A 16,248-nucleotide genomic window follows, 5' to 3' on the forward strand; every position below is an offset into this window, starting at 1 on the left:
ACTGTTTGTTCTGGTTGGGAATCCTGATTATCGCTGCGGTGGCCCTGTGCCCCGCCTTTCTGGGCCTGCGAACCCTGCGCCGCCGGGTGAATGCCCGCGACTCCGCTCTCACGCTCTATCGCGGACAGCTTGGGGATCTGGAGCGCGATCACGCCCTCGCCCTCATCAATGATGAAGAATATCAGGCCGCGCGCCTTGAAGTTCAGCGCCGCCTGCTGGCCACGGATGGCGAAGCCGCCGTCGAAGATCTTTCGACCGAACCAGCCAAACGCCGCCGGGTTCTTCCCGTTCTGGCGGTCGGACTCGGCATCCCGGTACTAGCGTTTGCCCTCTATATCGTTAACGGCCACCCCTCCCTTCCGCCCCAGCCGCTGAGCGAGCGTCAGACGGGGCCGGACGCGAAGGGTCTGGAAATGATCCATAAACTTCAGGCTGAAGTCGCTACGATCCCTGCGACATCCTCGACTTATGCGACCGGACACTTCATGCTGGGGCAGGTCGAAGCCAAGTCTGGTCTGACGGAAGATGCGATCCGGGACTGGAAGGCCGCTCTCGACGCCCATTTCGAGCCCGAGCTGGCCATTCGCCTTGCCGAGCTTGAAAGTCGTAACGGCAGCCACATCTCTGGCGAAAGCCTTGACCTCTATCGCCGCGCTCTGGCAGCGGCACCGGCCGATGCGCCCTGGCGTATGGCCGTGGAAGCCCGTATCGCGGTTGGCGAACATCAGGAGAATAACGGTCAGTGAGAAAACCCGAAGCCAACGCCATCGCGCTGTGCCCCGTCTGTCGCAAACCCATGCGCCCGACTTCGGAAAAATGCCCACATTGCGGTGCTGAGCGTCATTACGGTCCAAGGCTGCTCGAATCCGCCGTTTGCGCCTTTGCCGGAATGGTCCTGCTCTCGGCGGTTTCCACTCTGCTTCTGCCGATCTCGCTGTGGACCATCATGTTTGCAGCCATCGGTCTGGTGGCCGGTTTCCTCTTCTCCCACAACCGTTTCAGCGGAGATCGCTGGCTGCGATAACGGATCGGGATGGGCAACGTGCTTATCCTGCTTTTGCGACTCTTCCCGCTTCCGAAACATTCCTGCTAATAAACAGGAATGACCCAATCTTCCGGACGTTCCCTGCCCTTTTTCGTCGCCGTGGCCATCCTGTCCTGGGCGAGCGCCTATCCCGTCGTCCGGATTGCCCTGCATGATTTTGCACCCGTGCCACTGGCGGCATTGCGTTATGCCGTCGCGGCCGTCATGGCGGTTCTCTGGCTTTTCTGGAAACGCCCCACACGCCCACTGACCGCCGATATTCCCCAGATCCTCGCCTGCGGAATGATCGGGATCATGCTCTACAACATCCTGTTCAACTGCGGAGAAATGACCGTCTCGTCCGGAGCGGCCAGCCTTCTCATCAGCGCGGCACCGTTGATGGCGGGGCTTCTGGCTATGGTGTTCCTCGGTGAGCGCATGTCCCGCTGGGGCTGGGCCGGATCGATTCTGAGCTTCAGCGGCGTCGCCATGATCGCCAAGGGACAAAGCGGCGGTCTCTCCTTTGGCTCCGGTGCCACGCTGGTGTTTGGCGCGGCCGTCTGCGCGGCGTTCTACACGATCCTCCAGAAAGGCCTGATCCGCCGCTACGGTGCCCTGCCGACAATCGCCTATGTCCTGATTTCAGGTGCGATTTTCCTGACCCCCTGGCTGCCTCAGGGCCTCACGAGCTTCTCCCATGCCTCATGGCAGGGACAGGCCGCCGTGCTGGAACTTGGGATTTTCCCGGCGGCGTTCGGTTATGCCGCCTGGGGATTCGTCATCGGCCATCTCGGTGCCTCCCGCGGTGCGGCGCTGCTTTACCTGCTGCCGCCCGTGACGATGGTTCTGGCCTATTTCCTCACCGGCGAAGTCCCGTCACTGCGAACCCTGATCGGCGGTGCGGTCGTCATGGCCGGTGTGATCCTGACCAATACCTATGGCCGCCACCCGGTGGCTCAGATCGTGGAATCCTGAAGCCGTTTTCTTGCTGTGACGGCATCCGGATTTTCTATGGCTCGGTTCCTTTGTCCTGCGGCGATTGTGCGATAATTTCCCCCGTGCAATGAGCCCGATCACCCGCAGGAAAGCCGAAAACAGACAATGAGCCGTACCGAAACCGATGGCATGGGCCCGATCGACGTCGCTGACGATGTGCTGTGGGGCGCGCAGACCCAGCGCTCCCTGAAATATTTCAGCATCGGCCGCGAACTGATGCCGCATGAAATGATCGAGGCCTATGCGATCATGAAGCGCGCCTGCGCGACGGCCAATGCCGCCAGCGGCCGTCTGTCGCAGGAGCGCGCGGATCTGATCCAGACTGTCTGCGACGAGATCATCAAAGGCGAGCATGACCAGATGTTCCCGCTCCATGTCTGGATGACGGGTTCGGGCACGCAGTTCAACATGAACGTCAACGAAGTGATCGCAAACCGCGGCTGCCAGATCACCGGTAATCCGCTCGGCAGCAAAACGCCGCTGCACCCCAACGATCACGTCAACATGTCGCAGTCCACCAACTGCAACTTCCCGACCGCCATGCATATCGCTGCCGTCCTTGGCACGCATCGTTGCCTGATCCCAGCCCTGACACGCCTGCGTGACGCCATGGCCGCCAAGGCAGAGGAGTGGCGCGATCTGGTCAAGGTCGGCCGCACGCATCTTCAGGACGCCGTTCCCATCACGCTGGGTCAGGAATGGCATGGCTATGCCGGGATGCTGACGGACAACATCGTCCGTCTGGAACAGGCCCGCGACGGTCTGTTCCCCCTCGCCCTCGGCGGCACCGCCCTCGGCACCGGCGTCAGTACGGATGAGGGCTTTGACCGCCGCGCCTGTGCGGAAATTGCCCGCCTGACGGGCCTCGGCTTCACGGCGGGCGAAAACAAGTTCGCGCTTCAGGGCGCACATGATGCGCTGGTGCATCTGTCGGGTGCGCTGCGCACGACGGCGGGCAGTCTGTTCAAGATCGCCAACGACATCCGCCTGCTCGCCTGCGGCCCGCGCGCGGGTCTGGGCGAACTGCACCTGCCGGAGAACGAGCCGGGATCGTCGATCATGCCGGGCAAAATCAACCCGACACAGGCCGAGGCGCTGGCCATGCTCGCCCTTCAGGTCATGAGCAACGATGTTGCGGTCGGCCTCGGCGGGGCTGCGGGCATCCTGGACATGAATGTCTACAAGCCGCTCATGATCCATAACATCATGCAGGGCATCACCCTTCTGCATGACGGCTCGGAAAACTTCTGCCGCTTCCTCGTCGAAGGCACGAAAGCCAATACGGAGAAGCTGAAGCAGGATCTGGAGCGTTCGCTGGTTCTCGTCACCGCCCTCTCCCCGGCCATCGGCTACGACCGCGCCGCACAGGTCGCGCATCACGCAATGGAAAAGGATCTGAGCCCGCGTGAAGCCGCGCTGGAACTGGGCTTCATGACATCCGAAGAGTATGACCGCGTCGCCGACCCGCGCCTCATGCTGCGTCCGAACATCACAGCCCCCAAAGCCTGACCGAACACCCGCGTCAGACTGCTTCCGCATGACGAAAACTTCATGCGGAAGCGATGGTCGTTACAGCTCAGGACTGATAGGGCAGATTCTTCTGCTTTTTTCCCGGAGATGCCCGTCAGATGATGACCCGCCGCGCAGCCCTGCTCGCTTTAACGCTCCTCACCCCCGTCTGCACGGCTGCGGCGGCCGATGCCCCCAAGCCCGACACCAAGGTCGAAGCTGGCAAGACAACCGACGCTTTCACGGGCGAACCCGCCCTGCTTCCGGCAGATTCCGTCACCCAGCATCATCTGAACGGCATCGCCTACACGGCCCATGCCGGAACGCTCATCCTGCGCGGCCCTGACGGGAAACCCACAGCCCGCATGTTCTACGTGTCCTACACGAAGGACGGCGTCCCGGCTGGCACGCGTCCGGTCTCGTATTTCTTCAATGGCGGTCCGGGTGCGGCCACGGCCTATCTGAACCTCGGCGCGGCTGGCCCCAAGGCCCTGACCATGCCCGCCAAAGACCCGACGGACGGCACCCATGCCCAGCTTGCGGACAACCCCGACAGCTGGCTCCCCGTCACCGACATGGTCTTCATCGACGCCGTGGGCACGGGCTATTCCCGTCCCACCGATACGGCCAAAGCCGGAGACCAGTTCTATGGCGTCAAACAGGATGCCAGCACCTTCGCCAAGGCCATCGGTCTGTGGACGGCAGCGAACGGTCGTGAAGCTTCGCCGCATTATCTCGTGGGCGAAAGCTATGGTGGCATCCGCTCCATTCAGGTCGCCAATGCGCTCCAGATGGAACAGGGCATTCTTCTCAACGGCATCGTCATGATCTCCCCGGCCATCGAGATGCCCCTGCTCGACTCGGACGATAACCCGCTCTCCGCCGCTCTCATGATGCCAAGCCTGATCGCCGCTCATCAAAGCCCGAACGTGACGGAAAAGACGGCAGACGAAGCCTATCAGTGGTCCCTGAACACCTACCTGCCGAAAATCGCCGGAAAGCTGCCGTCGGGCAGCGACGGTCAGGCGCTTTATGCCGAGATTGCCCAGCGCACCGGTCTGCCGCAGGACGTGATTGCCCGTCAGCATGGCATTCCCGCCATCGGTTCGCATGACGTCATGTCCCGCGACGGTCGCCTGTACGGGCTGTACGATTTCACGCAATCTATCGCCGATCCTTCGGCTGATGGTCTGGACGAAAGCCCCGATCCGACGCTGTTCGGCTTCGGTCGCGCCTATGGCAACGCCTTCTCTGGCTATGCCGCAAACGACCTCGGCTTCAAGACACCCCTGACCTACGACCTGCTCTCCTTCAAGGTGAACGGAAGCTGGAAGTGGAGCGCGGGCGGCCCGTCGCCCATCCATCAGATCCCGGTTCTAAACCGCCTTCTGGCGCTTGATCCCGGCCTGCGTGTTTTCGTGGCGAACGGTTATTATGACGTGGCCTGCCCATTCGCGACTGCGCGCTGGATGAAGGACCATCTGACCGTCGGCGCAGACCGCGTGTCGCTGCATCTCTATCAGGGCGGCCATATGCTCTACACGCGCCCGGCCAGCCGTCATGCCCTCTCGGCAGACGTCGCGTCTTGGATTCAGGCAGACAGCCGTCAGCCCTGAGTGAACCCAAGTTGAAATATAATGTCATAATTTGACAGCCGACGGTGAGGAACGGATAATAGATATGATAAGTTCCGGGCCTCACCTGACCGGGCCTTTCGCGCGGAACAAAATGGCCGCCAACAGAGAGACTTTTATGTCCGCTGCATGTCAGACTGCCTGCAAAATGCTCTCTCTGTCCTTTAGGCGGACCACCATTTGACGATCCAGCGCACCACAGGCTCTGAACCGGGCTATTCGCTGAAACATGCCGTCACGACATCCTGTGACCGCGAACCCATCCATCGCCCCGATGCCATTCAGCCGCATGGCCTCCTGCTGGTCATCGACAGTGCAGCCCTGAGGATTCTCGGCGGGGCGGGGGACATCGAAAGCCGCCTGAATCCCGATTGGCTGGGGCGCGATCTCGCGAGCGTCCTGAACGCTCCGCCGGAGCGCTTTCAGGACGGAAAACACACATTTCTGTCCGATCTTCGCATCGCAGGACTGACAGGCGAGACCTTCAGCATCGTGTGCCATGCTCAGGACACGCATGTTCTCGTCGAACTCGAACCCATCGAGTCCCATAGCCTGCTCACCTGGGATATTTTCGGCGAGATCGATAGAACGGCAGAGCGATTCGAACGCTCCCCGGATATTGCATCCGTCTGCCGTCACGGCGCCGCGATCTTTCAGCGCCTCACAGGCTTTGACCGCGTCCTGATCTATCGTTTCATGGAAGACGGCACGGGCCGCGTCGTGGGCGAAAGCCGTAACGAGACGTTCCCCTCCCTGATGAACCATCATTTCCCGGCCAGCGACATCCCCGCACAGGCCCGGACCCTCTATGTCCGCAACCGTATCCGCGTCATCCCGGACATCGCCTACGAAGCCGCCCCCATCCGCCCGCCCGAAGCCGGACTTGCAGGGCTCAATCTCAGCGACGTGCAGCTCCGCAGCGTCTCGCCGATCCATCTTCAATATATGGCCAATATGGGCGTCCGCGCCTCGGCCTCAGTGTCTCTGGTCGTCGATGGTGTCCTGTGGGGACTGATCGCCTGTCACAATTCTTCTCCGAAACCCCTGTCCGAAGATATCCGCGCGGCCTGCCGGACTCTCGCGGGCGTCATGTCCCGTCAGTTGCGGAACAAGGAAGAGCTGGTCACCTATCAGGAGCGTCTGCGCCTGCGTAACGCGATGGAAGCCGTTACGTCCCATTTCGACGTACGCCGTCCGCTCGAAAACAATCTTCGCAGTTGCATCAACGAATTACAGACCCTCTTTCCCTGCAACGGATTCGCCGTCATCAGTAGCGAAACCATCAGTGCAACCGGTGTGCTTCCCGACACGGAAAGCCTGCACAGGCTGCATGACTGGCTGAGAGTAGGCAGCAATGGCGGCATCTTCAGCAGCGCCATGCTGGGCAGGGACTACCCCCCTGCGACGGATTGGCCGGAACGCTGCGCCGGCCTCCTTGCCATCACCCTTCCTCTCCGCACGCCCATCTGTCTCGTGTGGAGCCGGGCCGAAATCATCCAGACCATCGAATGGGCCGGCAATCCTCACAAGGATGATGCAGACAACGACGGGGTCCTGCGCCCCCGTACGTCCTTCAAGACGTGGGAGCAGACTATCCGCGGGCATAGTACCCGCTGGACCAGCGAACAGAAACAGGCCGCCCGCCGCCTGCGCCGCATCCTGATTACGGATGACCAGACCCAGCAGCTCCGCGAACTCAACGCGACCCTCGCCGCTACGCTGGAAGAACGCGAAGACCTGCTGCGGCAAAAGGACCTCCTGATCCGCGAAGTCAATCACCGCGTCCAGAATTCGCTTCAGATGGTCGCATCCTTCCTCAAGCTGCAAGCCCGCAGTGCATCGAACGAAGACACCACGACGGCCCTGAAGGAAGCACAGCACCGGATTGCCGCCATCGGCCTCGTACATCGCCGCCTTTACCGTGACGAGCATGTCGGCGTCGTCGATCTGGGTCGCTATATCGAAGAGCTGATGGAAGAGCTTTGCACGTCACTGGGCGAGGGCTGGAATGACCAGATGCATCTCTCCCTCTTCCCGATCATGATCGCCGCAGACCGCGCCATCAATATCGGTCTGGTCCTGACCGAACTGATCATCAACACGAGCAAGTATGCCTATGACGGCGATGCCGGACCGCTTTATATCGGACTTACGCAGACCGGTTCCCGACTGGTCCTGACGGTTTCGGATCAGGGCGAATGCACACCGCAGCTCAAAGGAACAGGGTTCGGGACGCGCATGATGAATGCCGTCGTAAGCAGCCTTGCCGGAACACTGACCTACACAACTCTGAACCCGGGCCTGGAAGCTGTCATGACACTGCCTCTGGACTCGCTGCTCCCTACGGAAACGCAGCCCAGTCCGAAAAGAACCTCTTCAGAAGCGCCCTATCCATATCCCTGAACTTCCACAAAGAAAAAGGCGCCGGACCAGCAGGTCAGGCGCCTTTTTTGTAGGTTTTTAGAGACAGGCGTTACGCGACGAGATTGCCTTCCTTGTCCACCAACTGGATAGGATAATCCCCGGTGAAGCAGGCATCGCAATAACGGCGGGCACCCTCGGCGCGGTTCGCATGACCCAGCGCACGGTAGAGCCCGTCGAAACTGACAAACGCCAGACTGTCCACACCGATGGCTCTCGCCATCTCCTCAAGCGTATGGGTCGCGGCCATCAGCTTGCTCTCTTCAGGCGTATCAATGCCGTAGAAGCAGGCATGTTTGGTCGGCGGAGAGGTGATGCGCATATGCACTTCCGTCGCACCGGCAGCCCGGACCATGTCCACGATCTTGCGCGACGTCGTGCCACGGACGATCGAGTCATCCACCAGAATGACGCGCTTGCCCGCCAGAACCGGCCGGTTGGCCGAGTGCTTCATCTTCACGCCAAGATTGCGGATCTGATCGGTCGGCTCGATGAAGGTCCGGCCCACATAGTGGTTGCGGATGATCCCCAGCTCGAACGGAATACCACTTTCCGCCGCATAGCCAATCGCGGACGGCACACCGGAATCCGGCACCGGCACGACGACATCAGCCTCGACCGCGCTTTCACGGGCAAGCTCACACCCGATCTGGCGACGCGCTTCATAGACCGGCTGGCCTTCAAGCACGGAATCAGGCCGCGCAAAGTAGATGTATTCGAATACGCAGAACCGTCCGCCCTGATCCCCGAAAGGACGCAGCGAGCGCAGACCGTCATTGTTGATAACGACAATCTCGCCCGGTTCGATATCGCGGACATAATCCGCCCCAATGATGTCCAGCGCACAGGTCTCGCTGGCCAGAACCCAGCCGCCATTGCCCTGTTCGTGGCCCGGCATCCGGCCCAGAACGAGCGGACGCACGCCAAGCGGATCGCGCATGCCAATCAGACCGTCATCTGGCGTCAGCGTAATCAGCGAATACGCGCCCTTGACCTGTTTGACCGCATCAATGAAGCGGTCGAGCACGGTCGTATAGAGCGAAATGGCGATCAGATGGATGAAGACTTCCGTGTCCGTCGAGGAATGGAAAATACATCCCCGCTTGACCAGCGCCTGTTTGAGCGTCGCGGAATTTGTCAGATTGCCGTTATGCGCAACCGCCAGACCGCCGAATTCATAATCGGCATACAGCGGCTGAACATTGCGGACATGCGTTCCGCCCGTCGTGGCGTAACGGTTGTGGCCGATGGCAACCGTGCCAGGCAGCGTCGCCATAACGCGACTGTCTCCGAACACGTCGCCCACCAGACCCAGCCCCTTATGCTGGTGGAATCGTTCGCCATCGAAACTGACGATACCCGCCGCTTCCTGTCCACGATGCTGGAGGGCGTGCAGGCCCAAGGCTGTCAGGGCCGATGCATCAGGCACACCCCAGACGCCAAAAACCCCGCATTCTTCATACGGGCGGTTGAGACTGTCGGACTGGGTCATGGGGCGCGGCCTTTCCGGACTGGTTTCACAAGGACGCCTCATGGCCGCTTGTGACTTCAGACGCAAGATGTGGTTGCAGGAAATGAGGCAGATAACCTGTCAGATGGGTTGCCCCGGCGGCAATGTAAGGCCCGATGAGGCTTCCCTGCATCACATAGGACATCCATGAGCCAAAAAAAGAGCCTGCCAGAAGATAAAGGACGATGAGAGCCACATAACCACGCGCCACGCCGAACACCGCGCCCAGAATACGGTCCACGCCTCCGAACAACACACCCCGCGCCGCAGCCCCTACCCTCGCACCAATCATGGTGAAGAACAGCAGCACGACAACGAACAGAATCGCCGTGCTTGCGCTTCCCGCCAGCGCGGCCTGATGCAGATAGGGTGTTAGATAAGGTTCAAGCAGTCCATGAAACCGGTAGGTCAGAACAATTGCCCCGACCCAAGCCAACAGTCCGGCAAGTTCGGTGGCAAATCCACGGGTCAACCCCCATAAAGCCGAGAGCGCCATGATGCCCAGAGCGACAATGTCGAGCCGGGTCAGATCCGCAGGCGTAATATGAGAGAGGTCTGGCAGGGGCGGCATATCACGGCAGCTTCGTCGAACGAAAACGGCCCCCCTTGTAGGGACGTATTCCACCAACGCGCAACTCATCCGCCAGACGGATGCGCTCGTCGAGCTCCGCCCAGATCAGCTCTGCTTCGACATCCCGTGCTTTCCAGATTTTCTCCAGCTGCACAATAAAAACCGCACTGTCGCGTACCAGAGCATGTCGATCATTGATCATGACATCCATAACGCACGCCGCTCCCGAAACTCCCAACCGTTGCGAAAGCTTCGTTACTTTTCGATTCTTACGGAATGGAACTGATTTTTCCTGTGGTGCCATCACGACATGATGAGCGGAAGATCTGCACCAGGCAAGCCGTTACGCCCTCTTTTCCGTAGCAATTCAGGGCTGATTCCCGGAGAAAAAATTTATTGCTATACTGAAACACATTTCAGCAGAAATATTAGCGTGATAATTTGTCATCGATGTTTTCCTTTTTAAAACTCGAATAATCTTGAACCTGAGTTGCTCAATAATTAACTCTTTTGATGCGACAATGCTTCACAAGTCAGGTGTGGAACTCCTTCCCCTCGGGGGGATGACTCCTGACATCATCAGGGCTCAACGAGATGACAAACTACTGGATTGGTGGCGCAAGCGGCGACTGGTTCGCAGACGCAAACTGGAGCGAAGGTAAAGCCCCTCCCAGCAAGGGATGGGTTGATGTCCTTGCTGGCAAGCCGGATGGCAGCGCAGTTACGATCAACGTCGCACAGGCTAACGCAACGCAGATCACGACGTTGAAGGTCGGCAGCAACGCTACGCTTAACGTCACCGCAACATCCCCCACACCTGGCGCAACGGCTTTCTACGCGAACAGCCTGACCATTGCTCAGGGCGGGACCATGCTTGTCGACACGTCCAGCACCGTCAATCTTGGCAGCAACCCGACAGTCAACGGCACCCTTCAGATTTCCGGCAATCCGGCCATTTCCATCAACAGCAACAGTGTCGGCGGTACAGGAACGCTGATTTTGGACCAGACGACGTTGGGAAGTTCCAACGCGCAATTCCAGATGGGTTCCTCCCTGACGACCGTTCTGCAGAATGGAGCGTCATTATATGTCAACAACGCAACGGCTGGCGGCAGAATCGTGTTCGGCCACGACACCATAAATGGTGCTTCGAACCAGCTCGTCTTCGCGGACTATAACCAAACAGTTTCCACACCCATCTCAGGTTACAATGCCTCGTCCATCATCACCATCAGCCACGGCGGGACGCCTCCAATCGGTGCAACATTCATTGCGAACAGCAATGGCACCTACACACTGAAAATCGCATTCGATCAGTACAATAACGGCATTACGCTCTCGAACATCTCTTTCGGTCCCAACTCAACGCCCGGGACGCCAACAATCGTGCAGAACGCGAACGGAAGTTGGAGCATTGCGGAAGGCGCGATCGTCTATAGCAGGCAGATTTGCTATTTGGCTGGTTCCATGATCCTCACTCCTGAAGGCGAATGCGCCATCGAGACGCTTGAGGCTGGCGATCAGGTCATGGTCCACGAGAACGGGACTCTTCACTCCCGCACAATTCTGCGCGTCGGACATGCTCACACAACAGTCGGTACTACAGGGCAGGCGGACATGGACGCCGTTCCTGTACGTATTCGTGCGGGTGCCCTGGCAGAAGGCATCCCCAGTCGAGATCTTCTGGTCACCCCAGAGCATTGTATGATGCTTGAAGGCACCTTCATTCCCGTTCGGATGCTCGTCAACGGCATGACGATTGCCTACGACCACTCCATCACGGAGTATGACTATTATCATATCGAAACTGAAAAACACGCTATCCTGATCGCAAACGGCGCGTTGTCAGAAAGCTTTATGGATGTCGGTCATCGCTCAGATAACCTTATGAAGAGCCATCAGATCGCCCGCCTACATTCCCTGAGCTGGGAAAAAGATGCCGCCGCACCGCTGGTGACAGATCGTTCACATGTCGAACCAATCTTTACGGCAATCGCATTGCGCGCACAGGCTCTGGGCTATCCCAGCACTCAGCCAGCTCCTTCAACAGAGACCAAAAATACTATCCACCTCGTGCTAGAAGACGGTACGACCCTGTACCCCATTCGCACAAGTGGCGAGCATTTTGTCTTCATGCTGCCAGAAGGCTGCCAGAGCGTCCGCATTCTGAGTCAGGCCGCACGTCCTGCTGACAGGATTGGACCGTTCGTCGACGACCGCCGGATGCTTGGTGTTCTGGTGGGGAATGTGACCGTCTGGAACGATGAACAGACTCAGCATCTCTCCAGTCATCTATCGGATCCCTACGCCGATGGCTGGTGGAGCATCGAAAGCAGTCACGCCCGCTGGACGGCCGGAAATGCCCGGTTGGATCTAGGCCGGGTACTGAAGACATCTGGTGGAATCCTGAGTCTTCATATTCTATCGCATGGAGATCAGGCAGCGGTCGCGGCCTGATCTTCGCCAGCCTCAGCACAAATAAAAAAGGCAGAACCTTTCTGAGGTCTGCCCTTTTTACACTCTGATAGAAAAAGGTAGAAGCTCGCCCCCCCCTACCTCAGGCTGCGACGGATTTGGACGTTTTAAGCTGGCGTTCCTGCCACAATGTGGCAAGTGCCTCGACCAGTTCGTCGATCATTTCGTTGGTGTGAAGTGGCGTCGGCGTGATCCGCAGGCGCTCCGTTCCGCGCGGTACGGTCGGGAAATTGATGGGCTGGATGTAGTTCCCGAAGCGGTTCAGAAGCTCATCCGACAGGCTGCGGCACAGTTCAGCCTCCCCCACCATGACCGGCACGATATGGCTCGGATTCATGACATGCGGCAGGCCTGCCTTGTCCAGTGACTCACGCAGATAGGCCACAGCCCGCTGTTGACCTTCACGCTCAGCACTACTCTGACGCAGATAACGCACACTGGCCAGTGCACCAGCCGCGATCATCGGCGGAAGAGCCGTAGAGAAAATAAACCCCGATCCAAAAGAACGAACAAAGTCGCAAAGTGCGGCAGAAGCGGCAATGTAGCCACCCACGACGCCATAGCCTTTGCCCAGCGTTCCTTCGATCACCGTCAGACGATGAGACAGGCCAAGCTTTTCGGCGACGCCCGCACCATGATCACCATACATGCCAACCGCATGCACCTCGTCGAGATAGGTCATGGCGCCATATTTGTCAGCCAGATCGCAGAACGCCTCGATCGGGGCAATATCACCGTCCATCGAATAGACGGACTCGAACGCAATAATCTTCGGAACATCGGCAGGAAGCTCCTTCAGACGACGTTCCAGATCCGCGACATCGTTGTGACGGAAGATCTGCTTCTCGGCCCGTGAATGACGGATGCCTTCGATCATCGAAGCGTGATTGAGTTCGTCAGACAACACAACGCAGTTACGAAGACGCCCAGCAATGGTCCCGAGCGTCACCCAGTTTGACAGGTAGCCGGAATTGAATAGCAGCGCGCTTTCCTTGCCATGCAGGGAAGCGAGTTCTTTTTCCAGTTCCACATGATAGTGGTTGGTGCCCGAAATATTGCGGGTTCCACCAGCGCCAGCACCCGTTTCGTCCAGTGCCGCGTGCATGGCCGTCAGGACCTCGGGATGCTGCCCCATGCCGAGATAATCGTTAGAGCACCAGACCGTCACATCACGGCCCAGGCCATGATGGAAAGCCTTGGGAAAATGACCCGCCCGGCGCTCCAGATCCGCAAAGTAACGGTAGCTGCCATCCGCATGCAGACCGTCGAGAGCGGACTGAAACATCGCATCATAGTTCATCGCGTTTTTCTCCTGCCCGGCACTGTAATCCTGTGACACGGTCTCGCCAAGCTCTCCCGCCAGATAAGACCACACAGCAGCGGTTTGTTTCTCAATACTGCAAACCATCCGACCTGCATGATGAGACTGATTTTCCAGCTCTTTTCTGGAAACCTTGTATTTCCATACTTTCCATTTTCTTCACGCACGCTCCATCCCATTATCTTTCCCAAGACACCACTCAGGAGCAGGCAGCCATGCTGGATATCAGACCCTTCGCCACTCTCGGTCACGCCAATCACGGTTGGCTCGACGCCAATTATCATTTTTCCTTTTCGGATTATCAGAACCGCAACCGAATGCACTGGGGACGGCTGCGCGTGTGGAACGACGATCGTATCGCGCCCCATAACGGTTTCGGCGCACATCCCCATCGCGACATGGAAATCATCACCTATGTCCGCACGGGCGCCATCACGCACGAAGACAGTCTCGGCAATCGTGGCCGAACCGAAGCTGGCGATGTGCAGGTCATGTCGGCAGGCAGCGGAATCACACATTCCGAGTTCAACCGTGAAGACGACGCCACAACGCTCTTTCAGATCTGGCTGATCCCGGACGAGACAGGCGGCAAACCGTCATGGGGCACCCGTCCCTTCCCGCGCCATGAGCGTAACGGGCGGCTTGTTCCACTCGCATCAGGCTTTCCGGAAGATAATGCTCTTCCCATCCGTACCCGCGGGCGGGTCTGCGGCGCCACGCTCAAGGCAGGAGAAACCCTGACCTTCCAGACGGACCGCACCATGTTTACCTATCTCGTTCCGGCTACAGGCAGCGTGGAAATCGACGGACGGCTCGTTGGACACCGGGACGGGGCGGCCCTTCATGATGTGGAAAGCATCACGATCACTGCGCGGGAAGACGCGGAAATCGTCCTTGTGGAAAGCGCGGCTTTGCGCTGACAGAAGGGACAATCAAACTTTGTGACAAGAAGAGGAAAATCTGTGACAAACAACACAGAAAGGTGTTTCTTCCTCCTTGCATCCTGATCAGGACCCAGACGTTGAGAAGACAGGGCCACCAGCTCGGAAAAGGCCCGTTTTCTTCTGACAGAAGGAGCCTGACAATGACCATCCAGAGCACATACACAACCAAGCCCAGCAAAGGTCAGACCGAAGCCCAAGCAGCAACGTCCGTTTTCACCCGGTTTGGTGACTGGCTGAGCGGCGCGAGTACGGATCGCTCAGGTCTGACTCAAGTCACAATCAATATGATGAAGGAGGACTGTGAGTTCGCAACCACGATCAGTGAAATCCGCACTCCGCCTTCAACTCCCCTTTTACCAGAGCAGGTCGAAGATCTCATGGGGGCAAAAAGAATGAAGCATATTTGCGATCAGACAGGTCAGTCCCCCGAAGCTGTGGAAACGGCCTTGACCGAAGTGCTTCCGATGCTGGCTTCCATGCTTCGAGAAAATCCGGAACGACTTTTCAGTTATCAATGCAAGATCAACTGAGCGCTTCATTCGGTCTCTGAGCCGGATTTTCAAGTTTCCGAACGACGAAGGGCTCGTCAGAGGCCCTCCGCCGTTCGTGCCATACGACGACGGCGCGGTCGTCCTGCATTTTCTTCAAACCGTTCATTGATCTGGGCTGTCGTTTCCGGTGCGGCCAAAACAGCCCCGGATGCTTCGACACATCCGACCTTCTGTGCAAACGCAAGAAGATCCGGGAAATCCAAACCAATACCCCGAACCTTGAGTCCCAGTGCTTTGACGGCCTCCAGAGCCGCCCGATAAAAAAGCATTGACCCTTCGTCCAGAAGGGGAGCCTCTCCCGACTGCTGCCATGTCATGTCGGAAGGTGTCAGCAAAGATGCGTCAAACTGTACACCGTCCAGCAATCCTCCGACGGCCCGCTCACGCAAAAGACTGAGACTGGAGGGCGCACTTCCAAAGCCACCGAGGAAAATCTGACATCCCTGATCGCGCAGGGCGGAAAGTGTGTAACAGGTCTCTTTATCGTCCTGCGCCAGCCCGCTTTCCTGAAAAACCAGATCCAGGCGACTGACCGGAAAGTCGCTGTTTTGAAGAACCGTGTTCAGACGACCGTTAAAGTCCCCATCGGGAGCCTGATCGTCCTCCAGAGAGACCATCAGACGCATCGCATCCGGCCACGTCGCGGCCTGTGAACACGCGTTTCCCAGTAAATCGGAATCAAATTCCCGCTGTTGCTGTCCCAGACTCTTGCGTCGGCTCTTGCGCAGGGTCCGACGGGGAACCGAGAGCCAGAGCTGGCTCATGTCTACCTGCGCGCCGATGACCTTGTCTGTTCCGCTGCGCCCCAGAACGAAGCGTGGGAGCCACCGCAGAGGAGGCAACGCGCTTTTTTGACGCGCCCTGCGACTCCGAAGTGTCGTGGCAAACATTCCCGCACTGCACTCCGCCATAGAGGCAGCATAGTCCGGTTTACCTTCGGGCAGTTCAGACAGCCCATCCACCCTGACTGCCTGGCCGACATGCAGGCCCTGAGGGGTTGCAGCCACCGAAGTCGCTCCCCGTCCTAGATCATCCAATGCGGACACCTCCGTTCTTCATGTCAGAACAATGCCGCTCAACACCCTAATTTTTCCTTAATGATGCAGGGGTTTCTGCTGTCATTTGAACCGTGATTGATGGCCTATACCCGCCCGGCCTATCCGTTCCAGACACTCTGAAACTCTTCGTTCGATCAATCCGGACAAAGCTGCTACGGTTTCGCGCCCGGACCTTCTTCCGGGCCTGTGACACCCTTGGGCGTGGGGTCTATTCCCCTCCGAGACAGGACCATT

At 58.6% G+C, this 16,248-nt stretch carries 14 protein-coding genes; 9 read left to right on the forward strand and 5 right to left on the reverse strand.

The annotated features are described in order from the left end of the window. Window positions 1–5 precede the first annotated feature (5 nt). From ccmI to GKO01_RS02275, 6 genes are all read left to right on the forward strand, one after another. A complete protein-coding gene (gene ccmI / locus GKO01_RS02250; protein WP_099285488.1) occupies window positions 6–746 on the forward strand; it encodes a c-type cytochrome biogenesis protein CcmI in 741 nt (246 codons plus the stop codon). Then, entirely contained in the window at window positions 743–1,024 is a 282-nt protein-coding gene (locus GKO01_RS02255) for a hypothetical protein (RefSeq protein ID WP_099285489.1), read from the forward strand. The genes ccmI and GKO01_RS02255 overlap by 4 nt, the downstream gene beginning before the upstream one ends. A 78-nt stretch (window positions 1,025–1,102) precedes the next feature. Then, complete coding sequence (locus GKO01_RS02260) at window positions 1,103–1,999, forward strand: DMT family transporter (RefSeq protein ID WP_099285490.1); 897 nt, start codon at window positions 1,103–1,105, stop codon at window positions 1,997–1,999. Between the two features lie 126 nt (window positions 2,000–2,125). Next, window positions 2,126–3,529, forward strand: a complete 1,404-nt coding sequence (locus tag GKO01_RS02265; protein ID WP_099285491.1) for a class II fumarate hydratase — start codon at window positions 2,126–2,128, stop codon at window positions 3,527–3,529. Between the two features lie 119 nt (window positions 3,530–3,648). Next, window positions 3,649–5,145: a S10 family peptidase gene (locus tag GKO01_RS02270; protein ID WP_099285492.1), complete on the forward strand. Its 1,497-nt coding sequence runs from the start codon at window positions 3,649–3,651 to the stop codon at window positions 5,143–5,145. 198 nt (window positions 5,146–5,343) lie between these two features. After that, window positions 5,344–7,566, forward strand: a complete 2,223-nt coding sequence (locus tag GKO01_RS02275) for a histidine kinase dimerization/phosphoacceptor domain -containing protein (RefSeq protein ID WP_244901282.1) — start codon at window positions 5,344–5,346, stop codon at window positions 7,564–7,566. A 70-nt stretch (window positions 7,567–7,636) separates the two neighbouring features. Here the strand turns inward: GKO01_RS02275 and purF are convergent, their stop codons facing one another. From purF to GKO01_RS02290, 3 genes are read right to left on the reverse strand one after another with little or no spacing between them, the layout of a single operon-like run. Next, window positions 7,637–9,076 (reverse strand): amidophosphoribosyltransferase, encoded by a 1,440-nt coding sequence (gene purF / locus GKO01_RS02280; RefSeq protein ID WP_077802325.1) that lies wholly within the window; start codon window positions 9,074–9,076, stop codon window positions 7,637–7,639. Between the two features lie 25 nt (window positions 9,077–9,101). Next, a complete protein-coding gene (locus GKO01_RS02285; RefSeq protein ID WP_099285493.1) occupies window positions 9,102–9,665 on the reverse strand; it encodes a CvpA family protein in 564 nt (187 codons plus the stop codon). A gap of 1 nt (window position 9,666) precedes the next feature. Further along, window positions 9,667–9,876 carry a hypothetical protein gene (locus GKO01_RS02290; protein ID WP_244901283.1) on the reverse strand — a complete coding sequence of 70 codons (210 nt, stop codon included), beginning with the start codon at window positions 9,874–9,876 and terminating at the stop codon, window positions 9,667–9,669. Between the two features lie 383 nt (window positions 9,877–10,259). Here GKO01_RS02290 and GKO01_RS02295 point away from each other — a divergent pair, with 383 nt between their 5' ends. Then, the gene (locus GKO01_RS02295) at window positions 10,260–12,122 is read left to right on the forward strand and encodes a Hint domain-containing protein (protein ID WP_099285495.1); all 1,863 of its coding nucleotides are present in this window, start codon (window positions 10,260–10,262) and stop codon (window positions 12,120–12,122) included. Between the two features lie 100 nt (window positions 12,123–12,222). Here the strand turns inward: GKO01_RS02295 and hemA are convergent, their stop codons facing one another. Continuing rightward, window positions 12,223–13,440: a 5-aminolevulinate synthase gene (hemA, locus tag GKO01_RS02300; RefSeq protein WP_099285591.1), complete on the reverse strand. Its 1,218-nt coding sequence runs from the start codon at window positions 13,438–13,440 to the stop codon at window positions 12,223–12,225. Between the two features lie 236 nt (window positions 13,441–13,676). On the opposite strand from hemA, the gene GKO01_RS02305 reads away from it, so the two are divergent. Continuing rightward, entirely contained in the window at window positions 13,677–14,381 is a 705-nt protein-coding gene (locus GKO01_RS02305) for a pirin family protein (protein WP_099285496.1), read from the forward strand. 164 nt (window positions 14,382–14,545) lie between these two features. Further along, the gene (locus tag GKO01_RS02310; protein ID WP_099285497.1) at window positions 14,546–14,935 is read left to right on the forward strand and encodes a hypothetical protein; all 390 of its coding nucleotides are present in this window, start codon (window positions 14,546–14,548) and stop codon (window positions 14,933–14,935) included. Window positions 14,936–14,991: 56 nt separating this feature from the next. Here the strand turns inward: GKO01_RS02310 and GKO01_RS02315 are convergent, their stop codons facing one another. After that, entirely contained in the window at window positions 14,992–15,963 is a 972-nt protein-coding gene (locus tag GKO01_RS02315; RefSeq protein WP_244901284.1) for an EAL domain-containing protein, read from the reverse strand. Window positions 15,964–16,248 lie beyond the last annotated feature (285 nt).

It is taken from the genome of Gluconobacter kondonii (assembly GCF_002723995.1).
Taxonomy (GTDB): Bacteria; Pseudomonadota; Alphaproteobacteria; order Acetobacterales; family Acetobacteraceae; genus Gluconobacter; species Gluconobacter kondonii.